This is a genomic window from Halorubrum sp. Atlit-26R (assembly GCF_003666015.1).
Taxonomy (GTDB): domain Archaea; phylum Halobacteriota; class Halobacteria; order Halobacteriales; family Haloferacaceae; genus Halorubrum.
Map to the genome: position 1 here is coordinate 1 of NZ_QPLT01000009.1, position 17,119 is coordinate 17,119.

The window sequence follows — 17,119 nt, forward strand, 5'->3', positions numbered from 1 at the left end:
TTTTAGAGAAGTAGAACGACGAACCTCTTCGTTTTCAAACTGTTTCAGCCACGTCGATCCACCGACCGCGGAAACGTGGTTACAAGCCCACGCCGTCTGGTGGAATCATGCTTAAGTTAACACGACGGAGTTTTTGAAGTACACACCGTCGATCGGCCGTCTGCCGGTTATTCGTCGCCCCCGAATATCGAACACGAGTGAGATGCGGTCGTCGGCGTAACCGTTATTCGTACACAATTTCAACACAGACGTATGTCAGAAGCGAGTTCGCCGCCGGAGAAGACGACGGTCAACATCCGAATGACGGAATCGTTCCTCGCAGACGTCGACGCGACGTGGACCGATCTCGGCTACAACAGCCGGAGTGAGTTCGTGCGCGACGTGCTTCGCGACGCGGTGAAACACCCCGAGTTCGATCGGGCCGACCTCAAGGCGGTCGCCGCGAGCGAGGTCGACATCCAGCAGGGCCGTACCCGCGACAGCGACGCGATCAAAGCCGAGTACGGTAGCGGTGACGACGGCGATCGATGAACGACGGGTGGGACTGGCGGTTCACCGATCGGTCCGAGCGACAGGTCGCGGCGCTCGACGACCACGCCCGCGATCGGATTCTCGCCAACCTCGACGAGGTAGTCACCGACCAGTGGCGGGACCCGACGGATCACCTCGAACCGCTGGCCGGCGCTCCGCACTAGAAACTCCGTATCGGTCAGTTTCGGCTCGCCTGCCGGGCCGATCGTGACCGAGAGATACTGTTCGTGGTCGCGATCCGGAAGCGCGGCGGGGACGCATACAGAGACGACGATTGAATTTCTGGTGCGATCCCCACGAACGGGCCATATCGATTTACAAATCGACGGTCGCGGCGACCTCTCGGTACTCCGGGTCCCAGACGTCGAGCGCGTGGACGCGCCACCGGATCGGGTCGAACTCGGCGTCGACGAGCTCAGCGACCACGCCGGGTGCCGGATTACCACCACGCGCCAGTGTGATATGCGGCACGTACTCGTCGCCCTCAATTCCCTCGATCGGGCCGAACACCGAACAGAGCCGCCGGTGAATCCGGATCAGCCCGCCGCTCTCGACCGCCAAGTAAACGACCGGCCGCGACCCCGACCGCGGCGCATCGAAGACGTCGATTCCCGTCACGGCGATCTCGAAGGGTTCGACCGCGGCGAGCGGACGGTGGAGCCTCCCGCGCAGGCGGTCAACCGCCTCCTGTCGGGGCGGCACGTCTCGATCCCCTCCACGCCCGTCTCCCTCGCCCCTCTCGGCCGCCTCCTCGCCTCGCACGTCTCCGACCCCGAACCGCTTACAGACGAGCGTGTGACGCTCACGAACGCGGTCGAACCCCGTTAGTTTCGGGTGGAGATCGGTCGCGAGACGGTCGACCGCGGGCGGCAGCGGAACGTTGAGGCTGAACACGTCGCCGCCCGCCTCAGATCCGATCGGTGAGGTGTAAGGCGATCACGACGACGAGCGCGATCCCGATCAGCGTCGGGAGCGCGTCGAGCAGCCAGAAGGCGATATCGAGGACGGCCCCGACGATCTCGAGGAGAAGCCACACGACGACGAGCAGCAGCACGACTTTCAGGAGGTCGTCGGTGTCGATCTCGGCGCGGTTCATGCTCTGAGGGGCGCGCGGCAGCGGTAAAAATCCGGTGGCTGGCGGCGAGGTCGCGTTACGTTAGAGGATGAGGCGGACGATTTCTGAGTGTCTATGCCAGAATTCGACCGCCTCAGCTGGTTTAGAGCACAATCTGGCAGAGTCGTGTCAGAGGCTGCGTGCGAAACACAGAGAACGTTCGGTCGAGTTGTCACAAGTGGGTGTTTCGGGAGGCCTGGTTCACTCTCCCTGTTCGACTTCGAAGATCTCGTCTGCAGTGAGACCGTGCGCTTCTTTGTGGACTTTCTCACCCGCTTCCTTGCTGGGGCCTTCGAAGAGGCAAAAGACGGCTCCTTCGTCCTCATCCACCCAGTAATTCAGGTATTTCACGCCGTGTTTCTCCTGCGCTTCGATATCTTTTCTGTGGGCATCTACAACGTCCTCAACGCTTGCATCGACATCCCTGTGAACGTCCATATAGAGTGGCATGGTACGCGTTGATATGGGGAACACCCACGGTTAGTTATAGAGGCCTATATGACGGTATGACGCGCTTATTCCGGCGGGAAACGCCGTTTAGCAATGTCGCGCTAGAGACCGCTCAAAACTGGCTTGAAGCCGTCGCCGTCTACACAATTCACGTCAAACTTAACGCGACCGGCGGCGACGGCGAGAGGCTCCGTTACGCGATCTTCTCGTACTGCTCGGAGAGCTTCTCGGCGGCCTCGTCGAGCAGCTCGGCCTCGTACTCGTCGAGGTCCCACTCGACGACCTCCTCCACGCCGTCCGACCCGAGCTTCGCGGGCACGCCGAGCGCGGTGTCGTCGTAGCCGTACTCGCCGTCGAGCACGACCGAGCAGGGGAGCACCTCGCCGGTGTCGTTGAGGATCGCCTCGACGGTGTGGGCGACGCCGGTGGCGGGCCCCCACTGCGTGGCGCCCTTCCGGCTGATCACGTCCATCGCCGACTCCTGGAGGTCCGCGAGGATCTCCTCTTTCTCGTCGGCGTCGAAGGAGGGGTCGCGGCCGTCGACGCGCACCTTCGAGAAGACGGGCGCCTGCGCGTCGCCGTGCTCGCCGAGGATCGTCGCCTCGACGTTCTTGACGGGGGCGTCGAAGCGCTCGGAGAGGACGTAGCGGAAGCGCGCGGAGTCGAGCCGCCCGCCGAACCCGACCACCTTGCCGCGGTCGCGGTCGCCCGCCTCGTAGAGGTGGCGGTTGAGCAGGTCGACCGGGTTCGACGTGGTGACCGTGACGAAGTCGTCGTTGTGCTCGGCGATGGAGGAGCCGATGTCCTCCATGATCGGCGCGTTGTCGCCGGCGAGGTCGATCCGGGTCTGCCCTTCCTTGCGCGGGATACCGGCCGTGATCACGACGACGTCCGAGCCGGCGGTGTCCTCGTACTCGCCCTGCCGGACGGTCGTGTTCGAGTCGTAGGCGACGCCGTGGTTCGCGTCGGCGGCCTGACCGATCGTCGTCTCGCGCTGGTCCGGGATGTCGACGAAGACGAGTTCGTCGACCACGTCGCGCAGCGCGAGGTTGTAGCCGGCCGCGGCTCCGACGGTCCCCGCCGCACCGATGACGCTCACTTTTGTCATACCGTCTGAAGTCGGGGCGGGGCGGCGAGTAAACGTTTCGGAACCCCACGAACGTCCGTGCTGGTTCCGGCGCGTCGCTCCCGCCGAACCGTCGCGAAAACCCTAACTCCGACGGCCGCTCACACCCATCCAGTGCCGACGTTCCGCTACCCGTGTCCCGGCTGTCGGACGACGAACAGCCTTCACGACGCCGACTGCGAGTTCGAGGGCGTGAGCTGGCCGACCGTCGAGAAGGCGTACACGGACCTCCTGTCAGTGCTGTCCGCGGAGCCGGACGGCCTCTCCGAGGCGGCGCTGCGGGACGCGATTCCGGCGGACTGGGGCGGGCTCCACAAGGCCGCGCTCGCCGCGCTCCGCCGCGACCAGCGCGTCGTCGAGGACGGCGACCGCCTCCGCCTGCTCACCGCCGCGGAGTTCAAGGAGCGCGTCTCGGAGCCCACCCGCGAGCCGATGCGGACCGTCTACGAGCACGGCTCCGTCCCCGGCTGCCACGACAACGCCGTCTTCGCGATGGTGGCGTGGTACGAGATGGTCGGCCTCTCGTGGCCCGAGACCCGCGAGAACGTGGTCGAGTGGCTCCGCCAATCCGGGGCGTGGGACCGCGGCGGCTTCGAGGAGTCGACGCCGGAAGAGCTCGTCGACGCCAAGCGCCACGTGTACGACGAGGGGTACGGCTGGAAGGAGAAGGGACAGTCTGCGAAGCGCGTCATCGAGCGGCACCTGTAGCGCCCGTTTAAGTCTCCGCGCGACGTTTCGCCACCGTGACGCATCCGGAGGCCGCGGCCGTGTCGACCGGGGACGATCCCGATGCCGATGGGGGCCCCGACCGATCCCCGGCCGTCGCCAACCCCCGGCGCGCGCTCGCGGTCGTGATCGGCGTCGTGTTCATCGATCTTGTCGGCTTCGGGATCGTGATCCCCATCCTCCCCTTCTACGTCAGGTCCTTCGGCGTCAGCGACGCCTTCATCGGACTGCTCGCGGCCTCGTACTCGCTCGCGCAGTTCCTCGCGGCGCCCACGCTCGGCCGGCTCTCCGACCGGATCGGGCGCCGTCCCGTCTTGCTCGCGTCGCTCGCGACGGCCGGCGTCGCGTGGGTGACGTTCGGCTACGCCGGGCCCGCGGGGGCGCGGTTCGGGCCCGTCGCGGCGCTGGCGACCCTGTTCGCCTCCCGAACGCTCGCGGGCGCGATGGGCGGCAACATCGCCGCCGCGCAGGCGTACGTCGCCGACATCACGCCGCGGGACCGGCGGGCGGGCGCGCTCGGCCTCGTCGGCGCCTCGTTCGCGCTGGGGTTCGTCTTCGGACCGGCGATCGGGGGGCTGCTCGCCGCGGACCCCGTCGTCGCCCGCACCGACGCGCTCCTTCCGTCGTTCGTCCCCGCGACTCCGTACTCGCTGCCGAGCTTCGCGGCCGCCGGGATGAGCTTCCTCGCGGTCGCCGTCGGGTTCGTCCTCCTCGAAGAGCCGACGCGGACGCGACCGGCGGGAGATGCGAAAGGAGCCGGGAGCGCCCGCACCACCGCGATCGGCCAGTTCCGCGACGCGCTCGCCTCCGCGTCGCTCCGGCCGCTGACGGTCGCGTACTTCGTCGTCGCCGTCGCGTTCGCGGGCGTTCAGGTGATGTTCATCCCGTACGTCGCGGACGCGTTCGGCTACGACGCGACGAGCGCGGCGCTCCTCCTCACCTACGTCGGCGTCCTCGGCGCGATCAATCAGGGCGTCCTCGTCGGGCGGCTCTCGCGGGTCGTCTCCTCGCGGACGCTCGTCGCGGCCGGGGCGGTCGTCCTCGGGGTCGCGCTCGCGGCGATCCCAGCGACCGGGCTCGTCGACCAAGTCGCCGGCGACGTCGCCCTCGGCGGCCCGGGGTGGCTCACGCTCCCGCTGGTCGCGCTGCTCGCCGCGCTCGCCGCGCTGTCGCTCGGCAACGCCCTCGTCAACGTCTCGCTGGCGACCCTCGTCTCCGCGTCGGCCGACGACGCGGCGCAGGGGGCGGCCTTCGGCGTGACGCAGGGCGCGTCGAGTCTCGGGCGGACCGTCGGGCCCCCGCTGATGGCGGTCCTCTACACGGTCGCCGTCGCGTCGCCGTTCCTGATCGGCGCGCTGCTCCTCGCGCCCGTGGCCGTGGCCTTCGGGCGCCGGACCGGGGACTGAGTGCCGAGCCGCCTCCGCACGACAGTTTTACGCCCGCCGTCGCCGTCGTACCCCACGCATGGCCCTCGACCTCGTCCCCGCGTGGCCCGTCGTCGGCTCGCTCGCGGGCGGGGCGGGGGCGCTCGCGCTCGCGTGGGCGGTCCGCGAACACCGCGGTCGCCCCGGCGTCGACTGGTTCCTCGGCGTGTTCGCCGCGCAGGCGACGTGGTGCCTCTCGTACGGGATCGGGCTGCTCGTCTCGGACCCGACCCTCCGCGCCGCGCTGGAGGCGACGACCTGGCTCGGCGTGATCTGGACGGGGATCGCCTTCCTCGGGTTCGCCTTGGAGTACACCGGCCGGAGCGACGTGGTCCGCAGCCGCCTGTTCGGGGCGATCGTCGGGTTCGGCCTCCTCTCGTCCGCGCTCGTCCCCACGAACCCGCTCCACGGCGCCTTCTGGACCGAATTCGGACGCGACCCCGTCTTCGGCGTCGAGACGGTCTCGTACGCGTTCGGGCCGTGGGCGTACCTCACCGTCGCCGCGGAGACCGTCCTCGTCGCCAGCGCCGTCTTCCTCCTCGTCGACACGCTGCTCAGCTACGGCCCCCTCTACCGCCGGGAGAGCGCCGCGGTCGCGCTGAGCTCGCTGCCGCCCGGGTTCGCCCTGGTCGCGTGGGCGCTCCAGATCGGCCCGGTCCCGCAGCTCCAGCTCGCGCCGCTGATGTTCGTCCCGCACGTCATCATGGATGCGTACGCGTTCGACCGCGCGGAGATGTTCGACCGGAACCCGACGACAAGCCGCGCCGCCGAGCGCACCGCGATCGACGACCTGCGAGACCCCATCGTCGCGCTCGCGCTCGACCGCCGCGTCGTCCGGCTCAACCCCGCGGCCGAGGCGGTCCTCGGCGTCGACGCTGAGACCGCCCGCGACCGGCCGCTCGCGGACTTCCTCGACCTGCCGGTCGGGGTCGGTGAGGAGGACGCAGCCGAGCCGGACGGCGGCGAGTCCGGCGACGCCGACTCCGACGACGGCGGCTCCCGCGAGACGGTGCGGATCGACGCCGCCGACGGCGCCGGCCGCCGCACGTACGCGGTGTCGGTCTCCCGGCTGACCGACCCGAACGGCACCCACGTCGGGTACACGGTCGTCCTCTCGGACGTCACCGAGCGCGAGCGCCGGCGCCAGCAGTTAGAGGTACTGAACCGAATCTTACGCCACAACCTCCGCAACGACGCCGGCGTCGTCCACGGCTACGGGGAGATCCTCCGCGATCGCCTCGACGACCCGGAACTGGTCCGGATGGCCGACGCCGTCGAGCGCCGGGCGGGCGCGTTAGCCGCGCTCGGCGAGAAGGCCGGCACCGTCGAGCGGCTCCTCGCCGACAGGGACCCCAAACCGACGGACGTCCGCGAGCTCCTCGAATCGGTCGTCGCCGACGCCCGCGGGCGCGACGACGCGGCGACGCTCGAACTCGACGTCGGCGACGAGGGCGGCGCGGCGGCCGACGGCGGCGGAGAGGTCGACTGGACCACGCGCGTCAGGCCCGACGCGCTCCGCGCGGTCGTCGAGAACACCGTGGAGAACGCGGTCGACCACCACGACGGCGAGGGCGTCGAGCGCGAGGACGGCGGGACGTGGGTACGGGCCTCGCTCCGTAGGGAGGACGCCGTGAGAGATGACGACGCCCGCTTCCTCCTCGCCGTCGAGGACGACGGCCCCGGGATCCCGGACCACGAGGTCGAGGCGGTCGAGTCCGGGCGGGAGACCGCCCTCGAACACGGGTCGGGACTGGGGCTGTGGGTCGTCGCGTGGGGCGCCGCCGCGGTCGGCGCGGACGTGGAGTACGCGGACCGGGGGCCCCGGGGGACGCGGGTGACGGTGTCGGTTCCGGTGGTCGCGGCGGAGTGAACCGAGAAAATTAGATTACTTACAATTTCAAAAACGCCGTATTTGGGTTCCTCAGTCGCTCTGAATGCGGGGGGCTAACATAAATGTCACATTCCCAAGTCCCTCGGCGAACCCGTAGTGGAGCTTGACGGGGAACTCCTCGCCGAGCTCGACGGTGACCTCGGCGTCGGAGGGGATCGCCTTGTTCATGTCCTTCAGGTAGTCGAGGCTGAACAGCGAGTCGGCGGGGCCGGCGGTGAGCGCGATGAGGTCCTCGCGGTCGAGCTTGAGGTTCACGTCGTCGGTGTCGCCCTCCGCCTCGATGAAGAAGGCCTCGTCGGTCTCGTCGACGCGGAGGCGGATGTGGTCGGAGACCATGTCGGCGGCCTTGATACCGCGGTCGAGCTGGGCGCCCTCGACGACGATCTCGGAGGCGAGATCGAGGTCCGGGATGTCCGGCTCTTGGCGGATCGAGTCGGGGTCAATGAGCGCGAGGGTGTACGACAGGCCGTCGATCTCGATGTGGAGCTTGCGGGTCTCCTCGTCGAGTTCGAGGTGGATCAGGTCGCCGGAGTTGGCCATGCCGGCGATGTCCTCCAAGCGGGCGAGGTTGACGCCGATGACGCCGCCGTCGGCGTCGTACGACTCGAACGCGGCCGCCTCCAGCGTGAGGTCGACCATGCCGACGTTGGCGGGGTCGACGGCCCGGATGGAGAGCTCCTCCTCGTTCAGGCGGATCTTACACTCGTCGACCAACACGCTCACCGAATCGAGCGCGTCCTGAAACGTCGACGCGCCCACGATGGCCTTGAACATATACGTTCAGCTTGGGCGGTATCACCTAAAAAGGCACCCGATCGGAGCGGCGACCGACCCGCTCACAGCGACCGGATGAGGCGGGCGACGACGACCGCGAGCGTGACGACGGTTCGCCACAGCCGGAGCCGTTCGAGCCGGTATTCGCGCGCGTCGGATTCGTCCGCCTCGTCTGCCTCGCCGTCCGGTCCGCGGTCGCACTCGCAGGCCGCGTCGCCGTCGGACCGGTCGGGCGGCGGATCGGTCGCTCGGTCCGGTTCCTCCCGCGAGTCCCGGTCGGGCGCCGACGGTTCGCGGGACGGGTCGGAGGCGCCGCAGTCGGGGGCGTCGCGGTCGGTCGCGTCGCGGTCCGGCGGCTCGTCGCGAGCGATTTCGTCGCGCTCGGTCCGCTTCGGTTCGGCGTCGGTGTCGTCCGGCGTCGGCAGTGGCTCGTCGATCATGTGGGCTCTCGGCCGGGGGAGGCCGTACGCGACGATACGGGGTTAATTTATAAATAGTCGAGCCGAACGCAAGGCGGAACTGAAACTCGTCCGGGCGGACGGGTCCCGCCCGTCACAGCCGGTCGGTTTCTCTCCCTCAGATCAGGGGTTCGACGAGGTCGCGTCCCTCGTCGAGCAGGTCGTCGACGGCCTCCTCGGAGTCCGCCTCCGCGTACACCCGCAGCTTCGGCTCGGTGCCCGAGGGGCGGACGAGCAGCCACGAGCCGCTCTCCAAGAGGAGCTTGAACCCGTCGAGGGTGACGACCTTCGCGACGGGGGAGCCGCAGACGGACTCCGGGATGTGGTCTTCCAGTTCGTCGAGGACGCCCGCCTTCCGGTCGTCGGGGCAGTCGAGCGACACCTTCCCGGCCGCGATCTGCCCGTGTTCGTCGAGCAGGCGGTCGACGCGCGCGTCGAACGGCTCGGCGGCGTGGGTCGCGGCCGCGAGCAGCGCCATCAGCACGCCGTCCTTCTCGCGGACGTGGCCGCGGAGGGTGAACCCGCCCGACTCCTCGCCGCCGAACAGCGCGTCGTGCTCGCCCATCGCCTCGGCGACCCACTTGAAACCGACCGGCGTCTCGTACACGTCCTCGCCGTGCGCCTCCGCGATGCGGTCGACGAGGAACGTCGTCGAGACGGTGCGGACCGCGGGCCCGGAGTCGGTCTCCAGCAGGCGGTCGTAGCAGGCCGAATAGAAGAGGTTCGCGTCGAGGACGCCGCGCTCGGGCGTGACGACCGCGATCCGGTCGGCGTCGCCGTCGTTGGCGACCCCGAGGTCGACGTCGCTGTCGGGGTCGGTGACGCGGTCGGCCAGCGCTTCGAGGTGTTCGGCCGAGGGTTCGGGTGAGTCGCCGCCGAAGGTCACGTCGCGCTCGCAGCGCAGGCGGACGACCTCCGCGCCGGCCGACTCCAGCAGCGCGTCAGTGACGCCGCGCCCGCTCCCGTGCATCGCGTCGTACGCGACCGTGAGCCCGGAGAGGTCGAGCGCGTCGCCGGTGCCGGGGGCGGCGACGCGCCCCACGAGGTCGCGGGCCGCGTCCGCGTGGTCGCTCACGAGGTCGACGCGTTCGATCTCGCCGCGCTCGGCCTCGGGGAGGAGGTCGGGCTCCGCGAGGCGGTCGACGACGTCCTCGGTCACGTCCGGCAGCGCGGGGGCGCCGTCGTGCGGGATGAACTTCACGCCGTTGTACTCGGGCGGGTTGTGGGAGGCCGTGACCATACACGCGCCGGCGAGTCCGCGATCGACGATGGCGTACGCGATGACGGGCGTCGGCGCGTCGCGCTCGGGGAGGAGTACGTCGAAGCCGTTGCCGGCGAGCACCTCGGCGAGGCTCTCGGCGAACCCCTCCGAGGTCTCGCGGGCGTCGTACCCCACGGCGACCGGCTCGTCGTGGCCCGCCGCGTCGAGGTGGTCCGCGACCGCCTGTCCGACGATCCGCACGCGCTCGTCGGTGAAGGTGTCGAGCGTCGCGCGCCAGCCGTCCGTGCCGAAGGAGATCTGGTCCATGTCGGCCACGTCGGCGGCGGGGACAATAATGCCCGGTGTCGGTCGCGAGGCTTGCGCGGCCAAATCGATAGCGGCTGTTTATAAATCAACCGCGGTGGCGCGTGCCGGTGAGCGCCCGAAGGGCGCGAATCGCACGCGCGAGGGAGTCGGCCGACCGCAGGGAGGCCGACGAGGCTGGGGAGGTGTGAGGTGCTGTGCGGTCGCGGGGCGGGACTCAAAGGGGCAGTCGGGAGGACGCCGTAGGCGACGTAAGCACCGCAACGAGGAAGCGAACGAAGTGAGCGACCGAGTGAGGAGCGCAGCGAGCGTACGGCGTCCTCCCGACTGGGGCTTTGGAGGTAGTCGCCGTCGATCAGGAGGTGTCAGCGTATAGCCGAGCGGCTGGGGCTTTGGAGGTGGTCGCCGCCGGTCCGTGGCCACCCACTTATAAACAATCGACTGGGATTTAAAAACACGAAACGCTCCCCAGCGCCGCTGACGAACTGGCGCCGATCAGAACTTCGTACCCGGACCGCTTCGATCGCCTCCGTTTTTATTACTCGCCCCCGAACCCGGATTATGACCCGAATCGTCGCCGTCTCCGGCAGTCGGAGCGCGGACAGCACCACCCGGGCCGCGCTCCGCGTCGCGCTCGGCGCCGCGGCCGACGCCGGCGCGGAGACCGACCTGATCGACCTCGCCGCCGTCGACCTCCCGCTGTACCACCCCGACGAGGGCGCGCAGGGCGACAGCGAGGCGCTGAAACGTCGCGTCCGCGAGGCGGACGGCGTCCTCGCGGGCACGCCCGTCTACCGCGGCTCCTACTCGTCGACGTTTAAGAACTTCCACGACTTCTGCGGCTCAGACGAGTACGCGAACACGGCCGTCGGCCTCCTCGCGACCGCGGGCGGCGGCTCCTACGGCGGAACCTTAGAACACCTCCGGTCGACGTTCCGGAACGTCCACGCGTGGACCGTGCCCCACGAGGTCGGGATTCAGGGCGCCTCCTCGAAGATCGAGACGGGCGCGACCGATCCGGACGCCGGCCCCCGGATCACCGACGCGGACCTCCGCCGCCGCACCGAGCGGCTCGGGCGAGTCGTCCTCGAACACGCCGAGCGGGTGCGGAAGTGAGGGTGGTGCCGGTCGCCGAGTACCGGCCGCGGTCGGCAGGGATTTCCCCCGCGAGACCGACCCTCCGCCGATGAGTCGCATCCGCCCGGACGAACTGGACGAGCGCCTCGGCACCGACGACGAGCCGTTCCTGCTGGACATCCGCCCCGAGGCGGACTTCGAGGCCGGTGCGATCGACGGGAGCCGGAACGTGCCGGTGTACGACGACCTCCGCGGCGGCGACGACGCCGCACTCCGCCGCCGGCTCGACGAGGTCCCCGACGACCGCGAGGTCGTCACGGTCTGTAAGATGGGGATCGTCGCCAAGCGCGCGACTCGCGTGCTCGACGAGGCGGGCTACGAGGCGTCGACGCTCTCCGGCGGGATGAGCGGCTGGAACGGGTACGAACGGGGGTCGCTCGGCTACAGGATCAGGTCGCTGTGGTGGCGGCTCCGAGGGTGACGGCCGGCCGCGCGGAACCGGGGCAGTCGGGGGCCGCGACCCGCCGGGCTTTTGCCCGGCTCCCCGCTACGACGCGTATGACCGAACCGGGTGACGACGACCGTGTCCGCTAACCGGAAGGGTGACCGCCGCGAGCGCGAGCTGGTGAACGCCTTAGACGAGGCCGGGTTCGCCGTGATGCGCGCGCCGGCCAGCGGCTCCGCGACGGAGCGCGAGCTGCCCGACGTGCTCGCGGGCGACGGCGAGACGTTCTACGCCATCGAGGCGAAGTCGAGCGCGGGCGACCCCATCTACCTCACCGGCGAGGAGGTGGAGGCGCTCCTCTTCTTTGCGCGGAACTTCGGCGCCAAGGCCCGGATCGCGGTGCGGTTCGACCGCGAGGACTGGTTCTTCTTCCACCCCGGCGACCTCTACACCACCGACGCCGGTTCCTACCGCGTCAAAAAAGAGAAAGCGCTCGCGGACGGCACCGACTTCCCCGAGTTCGTGGGCGAGACGGAGAAGGTGACGCTCGCGGAGGTGGGCGACGGCGGTGACGACGCGGACGCGACCGACCCGGAGACCGAGGAGCGGCGGACGATCCTCGAGGCCGTCCGCGACGGCCACATGCCGGTCGAGGACGCGCTCGACGTGCTGTAGCCGAGCGGGGCGCCGCTCCCGCTTCGCCCGCGAGACCCGCTCGCCGCCGCGGACCCCCTCGCTTATCCCTCGCGGCGCCGAACCCTGCGACGAATGAGCGAGGACTTCGGCCTGCTCGAACCCGCGGACCAGCCCGGCGACGAGTGGGAGCAGCTCGACGTCTCCGACACCGAGGCCGACCGGATCGCCCGGCGGCAGGACCGCGAGTTCGACGAGTTCCGCAAGCGGATCAAAGACACCGAGCAGTTCAAGCTGCAGGAGTCGGTGTTCGACGACGCCACCCTGGCGGCCGTCTACAAGCTGGTCCAGGACGGCTACGTCGACGCCTTCGGCGGGCCGGTGTCCACCGGGAAGGAGGCGAGCGTCTTCGAGGCGCTCGGCGGGCAGGCTGGCGAGCGGCCGGAGCCGGGCTCGGAAGCGGCCGGCGGCGGCCCCGAGGGCGTCACGCCCGAGCGCGAGGTCGCGGTGAAGGTGTACCGGATCAACTCCTCGAACTTCCGGCAGATGCGCGACTACTTGGAGGGCGACCCGCGCTTCGAGGGGATCGCGAGCGACAAGAAGGCGGTCGTGCTGGCGTGGACCCGCAAGGAGTTCGCGAACCTCGAACGGGCGCGGAAGGCGGGCGTCCGGGTGCCCGAACCGATCGCGGTCCAGCGCAACGTCCTCGTGATGGAGCTGGTCGGCCACGCCGAGGACCGCGCCCGGCGGCTGAGCGAGGTTGACGTGGAGAACCCGGAGACCGCCTACGAGGTCGTCCGCGAGTACATGCGCCGGCTGTACGGCGCCGGGCTGATCCACGGCGACCTCTCGGAGTACAACATGATCATCCACGAGGGCGAGCTCGTGGTCATCGACCTCGGACAGGCCGTGACGGTCCACCACCCCAACGCCGGGGAGTTCCTGAAGCGCGACTGCGAGAACGTGGCGACCTTCTTTACGCGGCAGGGGATCGACGTCGACCCCGACGACCTCCGCGCGTACGTGACGGAGCCGGAGCCGGACCCGACGGGGGAGCCGAGAGCAGACGGAGAGTCGGAGTCGGGCGGGGAGGCCGACGGGGAACCGGAAGCGGACGGAGAGTCCGACGCGTAGGCCGCGGCGACGAAGCGCTCACCGACGGAGTTCCGCGACCAGCGCGTCGACCGCCTCGTCGACGACGTCCTCGCGGAGTCGCCCCTGCCATCGGTCGACGTCACTCCGCGAGAGCGACTGAACTCCCCACGGAACGATCCGACTCGTCTTCGGGGTTCCGCCGCGCACCCACGCCGGGTCGGGGATTTCGACGAGTCCGTCCATCCACGAGCGCGTCGTGAGCGTGAGCGCGAGGTACTGCTCGCCGTAAAACGGACGCCCCTCGTGGTTCGACACGACGAGCCACGGACGCGCCGCCTCGGCTAACTTGAACGGATCGTCGCCGTACACCACGTCACCACGCTCGTAGACCGGTTCGTCGTCGCTCGTCACGCTTCGTCTCCGACGTTCGGATGCGGTTCGTCGGGAGCGCGTTCGCGCCACACCGACTCGTCTTCTTCGCCGAGTCGGTCGTTGAACAGGGCCGTCGCGCGGTTGTACCCGTCGTACTCCGACAATCGGTCCGAGTCCTCCGTGATCGCCCAGTAGGTCGCCTTGTGCTCGACGAGCCCGCGACCCTTCAGCCGCGAGAGCGCCGTGCTGACGGCGCCGGCGTCGAGGTCGATCCGATCGGCCACTTCGCGGGCTTCGAACGCGCGGTCGTCGTGGGCGGCGAGGAACCCGAGCACGCGTTCCGGGGCGGAGAGGCCGGCGAGCTCCTCCTCGCTCGCGTCCTCGAAGGTGTCCCTGTCGATGGACATGGTCGATCGGTGATTCGACGTGAAGTGATAAAAGCGTTCGCGCTGAAAGTACTGTGAACAGTGTGATTTTGGACCGCGCCGAACAAAAACGACCCGCAGAGCGCCGCAAACCCTCGTCACGCGGCCACACACCGCCCGCCGCGGAACACGCTTAAAAGGCTCCGCCGGGTACTCCGTGATATGCAACACGTGACGGTTCCGCAGGACCGTATCGGCGTCGTCATCGGCGCCGGCGGCGAGACGATGCGGGAGATCGAAGAGCGGGCGAACGTGCGGCTCGACATCGACTCGGAGTCGGGGAGCGTCGCCATCGAGGAGCGCGACGACCCGGTCGCGGCGATGGTGGCCCCGGACATCATCAAGGCGATCGGCCGCGGCTTCAAGCCGGAGACCGCGCTGTCGATCCTCGACCACGACCTCCGGACGCTCGACCTGATCGACCTGTCGGAACACACCCGCAACGACAACGACCTCCAGCGCAAGAAGGGCCGGATCATCGGCGAGAACGGTCGGACTCGGGAGCTCATCGAGGAGCTGTCGGGCGCGAACGTCGTCGTCTACGGCTCGACCGTGGGCGCCGTGGGCCAGCCCGAGGAGCTCGAAGTGGTTCGGCGGGCCGTCGGCATGTTGCTGGATGGGGCGCCCCACGGCGCGGTGTACTCCTACTTGGAGCGCATGTCGAACGAGCTCGACGACGACGTGAGCTTCAACGCTCCTCAGTAAGCGAGCAGATCCTCCGGTGGTGCGGTTGGCGTCGCCGTCGCTGTTCGTTTCTTTGTAACTGTTATCGACTCCGCGGTGACTACCTCCAAAGCCCCAGTTGGTCGGCTGTACGTGGTCGACTGTATATCGACGGTGACTACCTCCAAAGCCCCAGCCGCGAGGACGCCGTACGCTCGCTGCGCTCCTCGCTCAGTCGCTAACGCTCCTTCGCTGTGGTGCTTGCGTCGCCTACGGCGTCCTCGCGGCTGCCCCTTTGAGCCCCACCCCGACCGCACAGCAACCGCACCTCACGCCTCCCCAGCCTCGTCGGCCTCCCTGCGGTCGGCCGACTCCCTCGCGCGTGCGACTCACGCCCTTCGGGCGTTCGTCGGCACGCGCCACCGCGGTCCGTTTATAAGCAATGTGCGTCCAGCAGTTGATCTGGAGTTCTATATAAAGAGCCGTGTGAACGCACCGCACACCGGCCGATACTCCCCCACCGTGTTGCGGTTTCGCACGACCCGAGCGAAGGGTTTATATAGAATCACAATCAATCAATGGTTGTAATGTCACAGCGTCAGCGGATGGGCAATCAGCCCATGATCGTACTTTCTGAAGAGTCGCAGCGTACCTCCGGAAAGGACGCGCAGAACATGAACATCACGGCCGGCAAGGCGGTCGCGGAGTCCGTCCGCACCACGCTCGGCCCGAAAGGGATGGACAAGATGCTCGTCGACTCCGGCGGGTCCGTCGTCGTCACGAACGACGGCGTCACCATCCTGAAGGAGATGGACATCGACCACCCGGCGGCCAACATGATCGTCGAGGTCTCCGAGACGCAGGAGGAGGAGGTCGGCGACGGCACCACCTCCGCGGTCGTGGTCGCCGGTGAGCTCCTCGACCAGGCCGAGGAGCTCCTCGATCAGGACATCCACGCGACGACCCTCGCCCAGGGGTACCGTCAGGCCGCCGAGAAGGCCAAGGAGATCCTCGACGAGGAGGCCATCGACGTCTCCGCGGACGACCGCGACACGCTCGTCGAGATCGCCGAGACGGCGATGACGGGCAAGGGCGCGGAGAACTCCAAGGACCTCCTCGCCGAGCTCGTCGTCGACGCCGTCCTCGCGGTGCAGGACGACGACGGCATCGACACGGAGAACGTCTCCGTCGAGAAGGTCGTCGGCAGCTCCATCGACGAGTCCGAGCTCGTCGAGGGCGTCATCGTCGACAAAGAGCGCGTCGACGAGAACATGCCCTTCGCGGTCGAGGACGCCGACGTCGCGCTGTTCGACGGCGCCATCGAAGTGAAGGAGACGGAGATCGACGCCGAGGTCAACGTCACGGACCCCGACCAGCTCCAGCAGTTCCTCGACCAGGAGGAGGAGCAGCTCCGCGAGATGGTCGACCACCTCACCGACATCGGCGCCGACGTCGTCTTCGTCGGTGACGGCATCGACGACATGGCCCAGCACTACCTCGCGCAGGAGGGCATCCTCGCCGTCCGCCGCGCGAAGTCCGACGACCTCAAGCGCCTCGCCCGCGCGACCGGCGGCCGCGTCGTCTCCAACCTCGACGACATCGAGACGGACGACCTCGGCTTCGCCGGCTCCGTCGCCCAGAAGGACATCGGCGGCGACGAGCGCATCTTCGTCGAGGACGTCGAGGAGGCGAAGTCCGTCACGCTCATCCTCCGCGGCGGCACCGAGCACGTCGTCGACGAGGTCGAGCGCGCCATCGACGACTCGCTCGGCGTCGTCCGCACGACGCTGCTCGACGGGAAGGTGCTGCCCGGCGGCGGCGCTCCCGAGGCCGAGCTGGCCCTCCAGCTCCGCGACTTCGCCGACTCCGTCGGCGGCCGCGAGCAGCTCGCCGTCGAGGCGTTCGCCGACGCCTTGGAAGTCGTCCCGCGCACCCTCGCCGAGAACGCGGGTCTCGACCCCATCGACTCGCTGGTCGACCTCCGCTCCCGCCACGACGGCGGCGAGTTCGGCGCCGGTCTCGACGCCTACACGGGCGACGTGATCGACATGGAGGCCGAGGGCGTCGTGGAGCCGCTCCGCGTCAAGACCCAGGCCATCGAGTCCGCCACCGAGGCGGCCGTCATGATCCTCCGCATCGACGACGTCATCGCGGCCGGCGACCTCAAGGGCGGCGGCACGGACGACGGCGGCGACGACGGCGGCCCCGGCGGCGCGCCCGGCGGCATGGGCGGCGGCATGGGCGGCATGGGCGGTATGGGCGGCGCGATGTGAAGTTCGGCGAGAACTCACACAACCCCCCGATACCGACCTGACGCCGAACCGCACCGCCTCTCGACCGACCGTCGCGCGCCCCTTCGGGCCCCGACGACACGCGACTTTTATCGACGA

The 17,119-nt window shown here is 69.1% G+C and carries 20 protein-coding genes and 1 pseudogene; 12 read left to right on the forward strand and 9 right to left on the reverse strand.

The genetic code is table 11. The annotated features are described in order from the left end of the window. The 3 genes and pseudogenes from DVK07_RS10985 to DVK07_RS23630 form a co-directional block, all read left to right on the forward strand. Nucleotides 1-115, forward strand: a pseudogene (locus tag DVK07_RS10985) (IS6 family transposase); the annotation flags it as partial. 137 nt (nucleotides 116-252) lie between these two features. Beyond that, on the forward strand, nucleotides 253-531 hold the full coding sequence (locus DVK07_RS10990) for a ribbon-helix-helix domain-containing protein (RefSeq protein WP_121597109.1): 279 nt from the start codon (nucleotides 253-255) through the stop codon (nucleotides 529-531). Continuing rightward, complete coding sequence (locus tag DVK07_RS23630) at nucleotides 528-695, forward strand: hypothetical protein (protein WP_233565410.1); 168 nt, start codon at nucleotides 528-530, stop codon at nucleotides 693-695. Before DVK07_RS10990 ends, DVK07_RS23630 begins: the two co-directional genes overlap by 4 nt. A gap of 151 nt (nucleotides 696-846) precedes the next feature. Here the strand turns inward: DVK07_RS23630 and DVK07_RS11000 are convergent, their stop codons facing one another. The 4 genes from DVK07_RS11000 to mdh form a co-directional block, all read right to left on the reverse strand. Next, nucleotides 847-1,425, reverse strand: a complete 579-nt coding sequence (locus DVK07_RS11000; protein ID WP_121597110.1) for a 2'-5' RNA ligase family protein — start codon at nucleotides 1,423-1,425, stop codon at nucleotides 847-849. A 13-nt stretch (nucleotides 1,426-1,438) separates the two neighbouring features. Continuing rightward, complete coding sequence (locus tag DVK07_RS11005; protein ID WP_121597111.1) at nucleotides 1,439-1,627, reverse strand: hypothetical protein; 189 nt, start codon at nucleotides 1,625-1,627, stop codon at nucleotides 1,439-1,441. A gap of 219 nt (nucleotides 1,628-1,846) precedes the next feature. Then, nucleotides 1,847-2,083, reverse strand: coding sequence for a DUF4242 domain-containing protein (locus DVK07_RS11010; RefSeq protein ID WP_121597243.1), 237 nt, complete (start codon nucleotides 2,081-2,083; stop codon nucleotides 1,847-1,849). Nucleotides 2,084-2,288: 205 nt separating this feature from the next. Further along, complete coding sequence (gene mdh / locus DVK07_RS11015; protein ID WP_121597112.1) at nucleotides 2,289-3,203, reverse strand: malate dehydrogenase; 915 nt, start codon at nucleotides 3,201-3,203, stop codon at nucleotides 2,289-2,291. A gap of 132 nt (nucleotides 3,204-3,335) precedes the next feature. Here mdh and DVK07_RS11020 point away from each other — a divergent pair, with 132 nt between their 5' ends. Genes DVK07_RS11020 through DVK07_RS11030 form a run of 3 tightly spaced genes read left to right on the forward strand, consistent with a single transcriptional unit; the run spans nucleotide 3,336 to nucleotide 7,241 of the window. Continuing rightward, the gene (locus DVK07_RS11020; protein ID WP_121597113.1) at nucleotides 3,336-3,929 is read left to right on the forward strand and encodes a hypothetical protein; all 594 of its coding nucleotides are present in this window, start codon (nucleotides 3,336-3,338) and stop codon (nucleotides 3,927-3,929) included. Between the two features lie 35 nt (nucleotides 3,930-3,964). Then, complete coding sequence (locus DVK07_RS11025) at nucleotides 3,965-5,353, forward strand: MFS transporter (RefSeq protein WP_394338880.1); 1,389 nt, start codon at nucleotides 3,965-3,967, stop codon at nucleotides 5,351-5,353. Between the two features lie 58 nt (nucleotides 5,354-5,411). After that, on the forward strand, nucleotides 5,412-7,241 hold the full coding sequence (locus DVK07_RS11030) for a histidine kinase N-terminal 7TM domain-containing protein (RefSeq protein WP_121597114.1): 1,830 nt from the start codon (nucleotides 5,412-5,414) through the stop codon (nucleotides 7,239-7,241). 51 nt (nucleotides 7,242-7,292) lie between these two features. On the opposite strand, the gene DVK07_RS11035 is transcribed toward DVK07_RS11030, so the two are convergent. The 3 genes from DVK07_RS11035 to DVK07_RS11045 form a co-directional block, all read right to left on the reverse strand. Then, nucleotides 7,293-8,036, reverse strand: a complete 744-nt coding sequence (locus DVK07_RS11035) for a DNA polymerase sliding clamp (protein ID WP_004599283.1) — start codon at nucleotides 8,034-8,036, stop codon at nucleotides 7,293-7,295. Nucleotides 8,037-8,098: 62 nt separating this feature from the next. Beyond that, nucleotides 8,099-8,476, reverse strand: a complete 378-nt coding sequence (locus DVK07_RS11040; protein WP_121597115.1) for a hypothetical protein — start codon at nucleotides 8,474-8,476, stop codon at nucleotides 8,099-8,101. Between the two features lie 136 nt (nucleotides 8,477-8,612). Beyond that, nucleotides 8,613-10,022 (reverse strand): phosphoglucomutase/phosphomannomutase family protein, encoded by a 1,410-nt coding sequence (locus DVK07_RS11045; protein WP_121597116.1) that lies wholly within the window; start codon nucleotides 10,020-10,022, stop codon nucleotides 8,613-8,615. Between the two features lie 558 nt (nucleotides 10,023-10,580). On the opposite strand from DVK07_RS11045, the gene DVK07_RS11050 reads away from it, so the two are divergent. The 4 genes from DVK07_RS11050 to rio1 all read left to right on the forward strand — a co-directional run bounded on the left by DVK07_RS11050 (nucleotide 10,581) and on the right by rio1 (nucleotide 13,308). Beyond that, on the forward strand, nucleotides 10,581-11,135 hold the full coding sequence (locus DVK07_RS11050; RefSeq protein ID WP_121597117.1) for an NADPH-dependent FMN reductase: 555 nt from the start codon (nucleotides 10,581-10,583) through the stop codon (nucleotides 11,133-11,135). Between the two features lie 70 nt (nucleotides 11,136-11,205). Continuing rightward, nucleotides 11,206-11,577, forward strand: a complete 372-nt coding sequence (locus DVK07_RS11055; protein ID WP_121597118.1) for a rhodanese-like domain-containing protein — start codon at nucleotides 11,206-11,208, stop codon at nucleotides 11,575-11,577. 90 nt (nucleotides 11,578-11,667) lie between these two features. Then, nucleotides 11,668-12,216 (forward strand): Holliday junction resolvase Hjc, encoded by a 549-nt coding sequence (gene hjc, locus DVK07_RS11060; RefSeq protein ID WP_121597119.1) that lies wholly within the window; start codon nucleotides 11,668-11,670, stop codon nucleotides 12,214-12,216. Between the two features lie 93 nt (nucleotides 12,217-12,309). Then, nucleotides 12,310-13,308, forward strand: a complete 999-nt coding sequence (gene rio1, locus DVK07_RS11065) for a serine/threonine-protein kinase Rio1 (protein WP_121597120.1) — start codon at nucleotides 12,310-12,312, stop codon at nucleotides 13,306-13,308. Between the two features lie 18 nt (nucleotides 13,309-13,326). On the opposite strand, the gene DVK07_RS11070 is transcribed toward rio1, so the two are convergent. Together DVK07_RS11070 and DVK07_RS11075 are read right to left on the reverse strand one after the other, a co-directional pair. Continuing rightward, nucleotides 13,327-13,680, reverse strand: coding sequence for a type II toxin-antitoxin system PemK/MazF family toxin (locus DVK07_RS11070; RefSeq protein ID WP_121597121.1), 354 nt, complete (start codon nucleotides 13,678-13,680; stop codon nucleotides 13,327-13,329). Beyond that, on the reverse strand, nucleotides 13,677-14,048 hold the full coding sequence (locus DVK07_RS11075; RefSeq protein WP_121597122.1) for a helix-turn-helix domain-containing protein: 372 nt from the start codon (nucleotides 14,046-14,048) through the stop codon (nucleotides 13,677-13,679). Before DVK07_RS11075 ends, DVK07_RS11070 begins: the two co-directional genes overlap by 4 nt. 180 nt (nucleotides 14,049-14,228) lie before the next feature. On the opposite strand from DVK07_RS11075, the gene DVK07_RS11080 reads away from it, so the two are divergent. Then, on the forward strand, nucleotides 14,229-14,771 hold the full coding sequence (locus tag DVK07_RS11080) for a KH domain-containing protein (RefSeq protein ID WP_017343573.1): 543 nt from the start codon (nucleotides 14,229-14,231) through the stop codon (nucleotides 14,769-14,771). A gap of 578 nt (nucleotides 14,772-15,349) precedes the next feature. Beyond that, nucleotides 15,350-17,002, forward strand: a complete 1,653-nt coding sequence (gene thsA, locus DVK07_RS11085; RefSeq protein ID WP_121597123.1) for a thermosome subunit alpha — start codon at nucleotides 15,350-15,352, stop codon at nucleotides 17,000-17,002. Nucleotides 17,003-17,119: the final 117 nt, after the last annotated feature.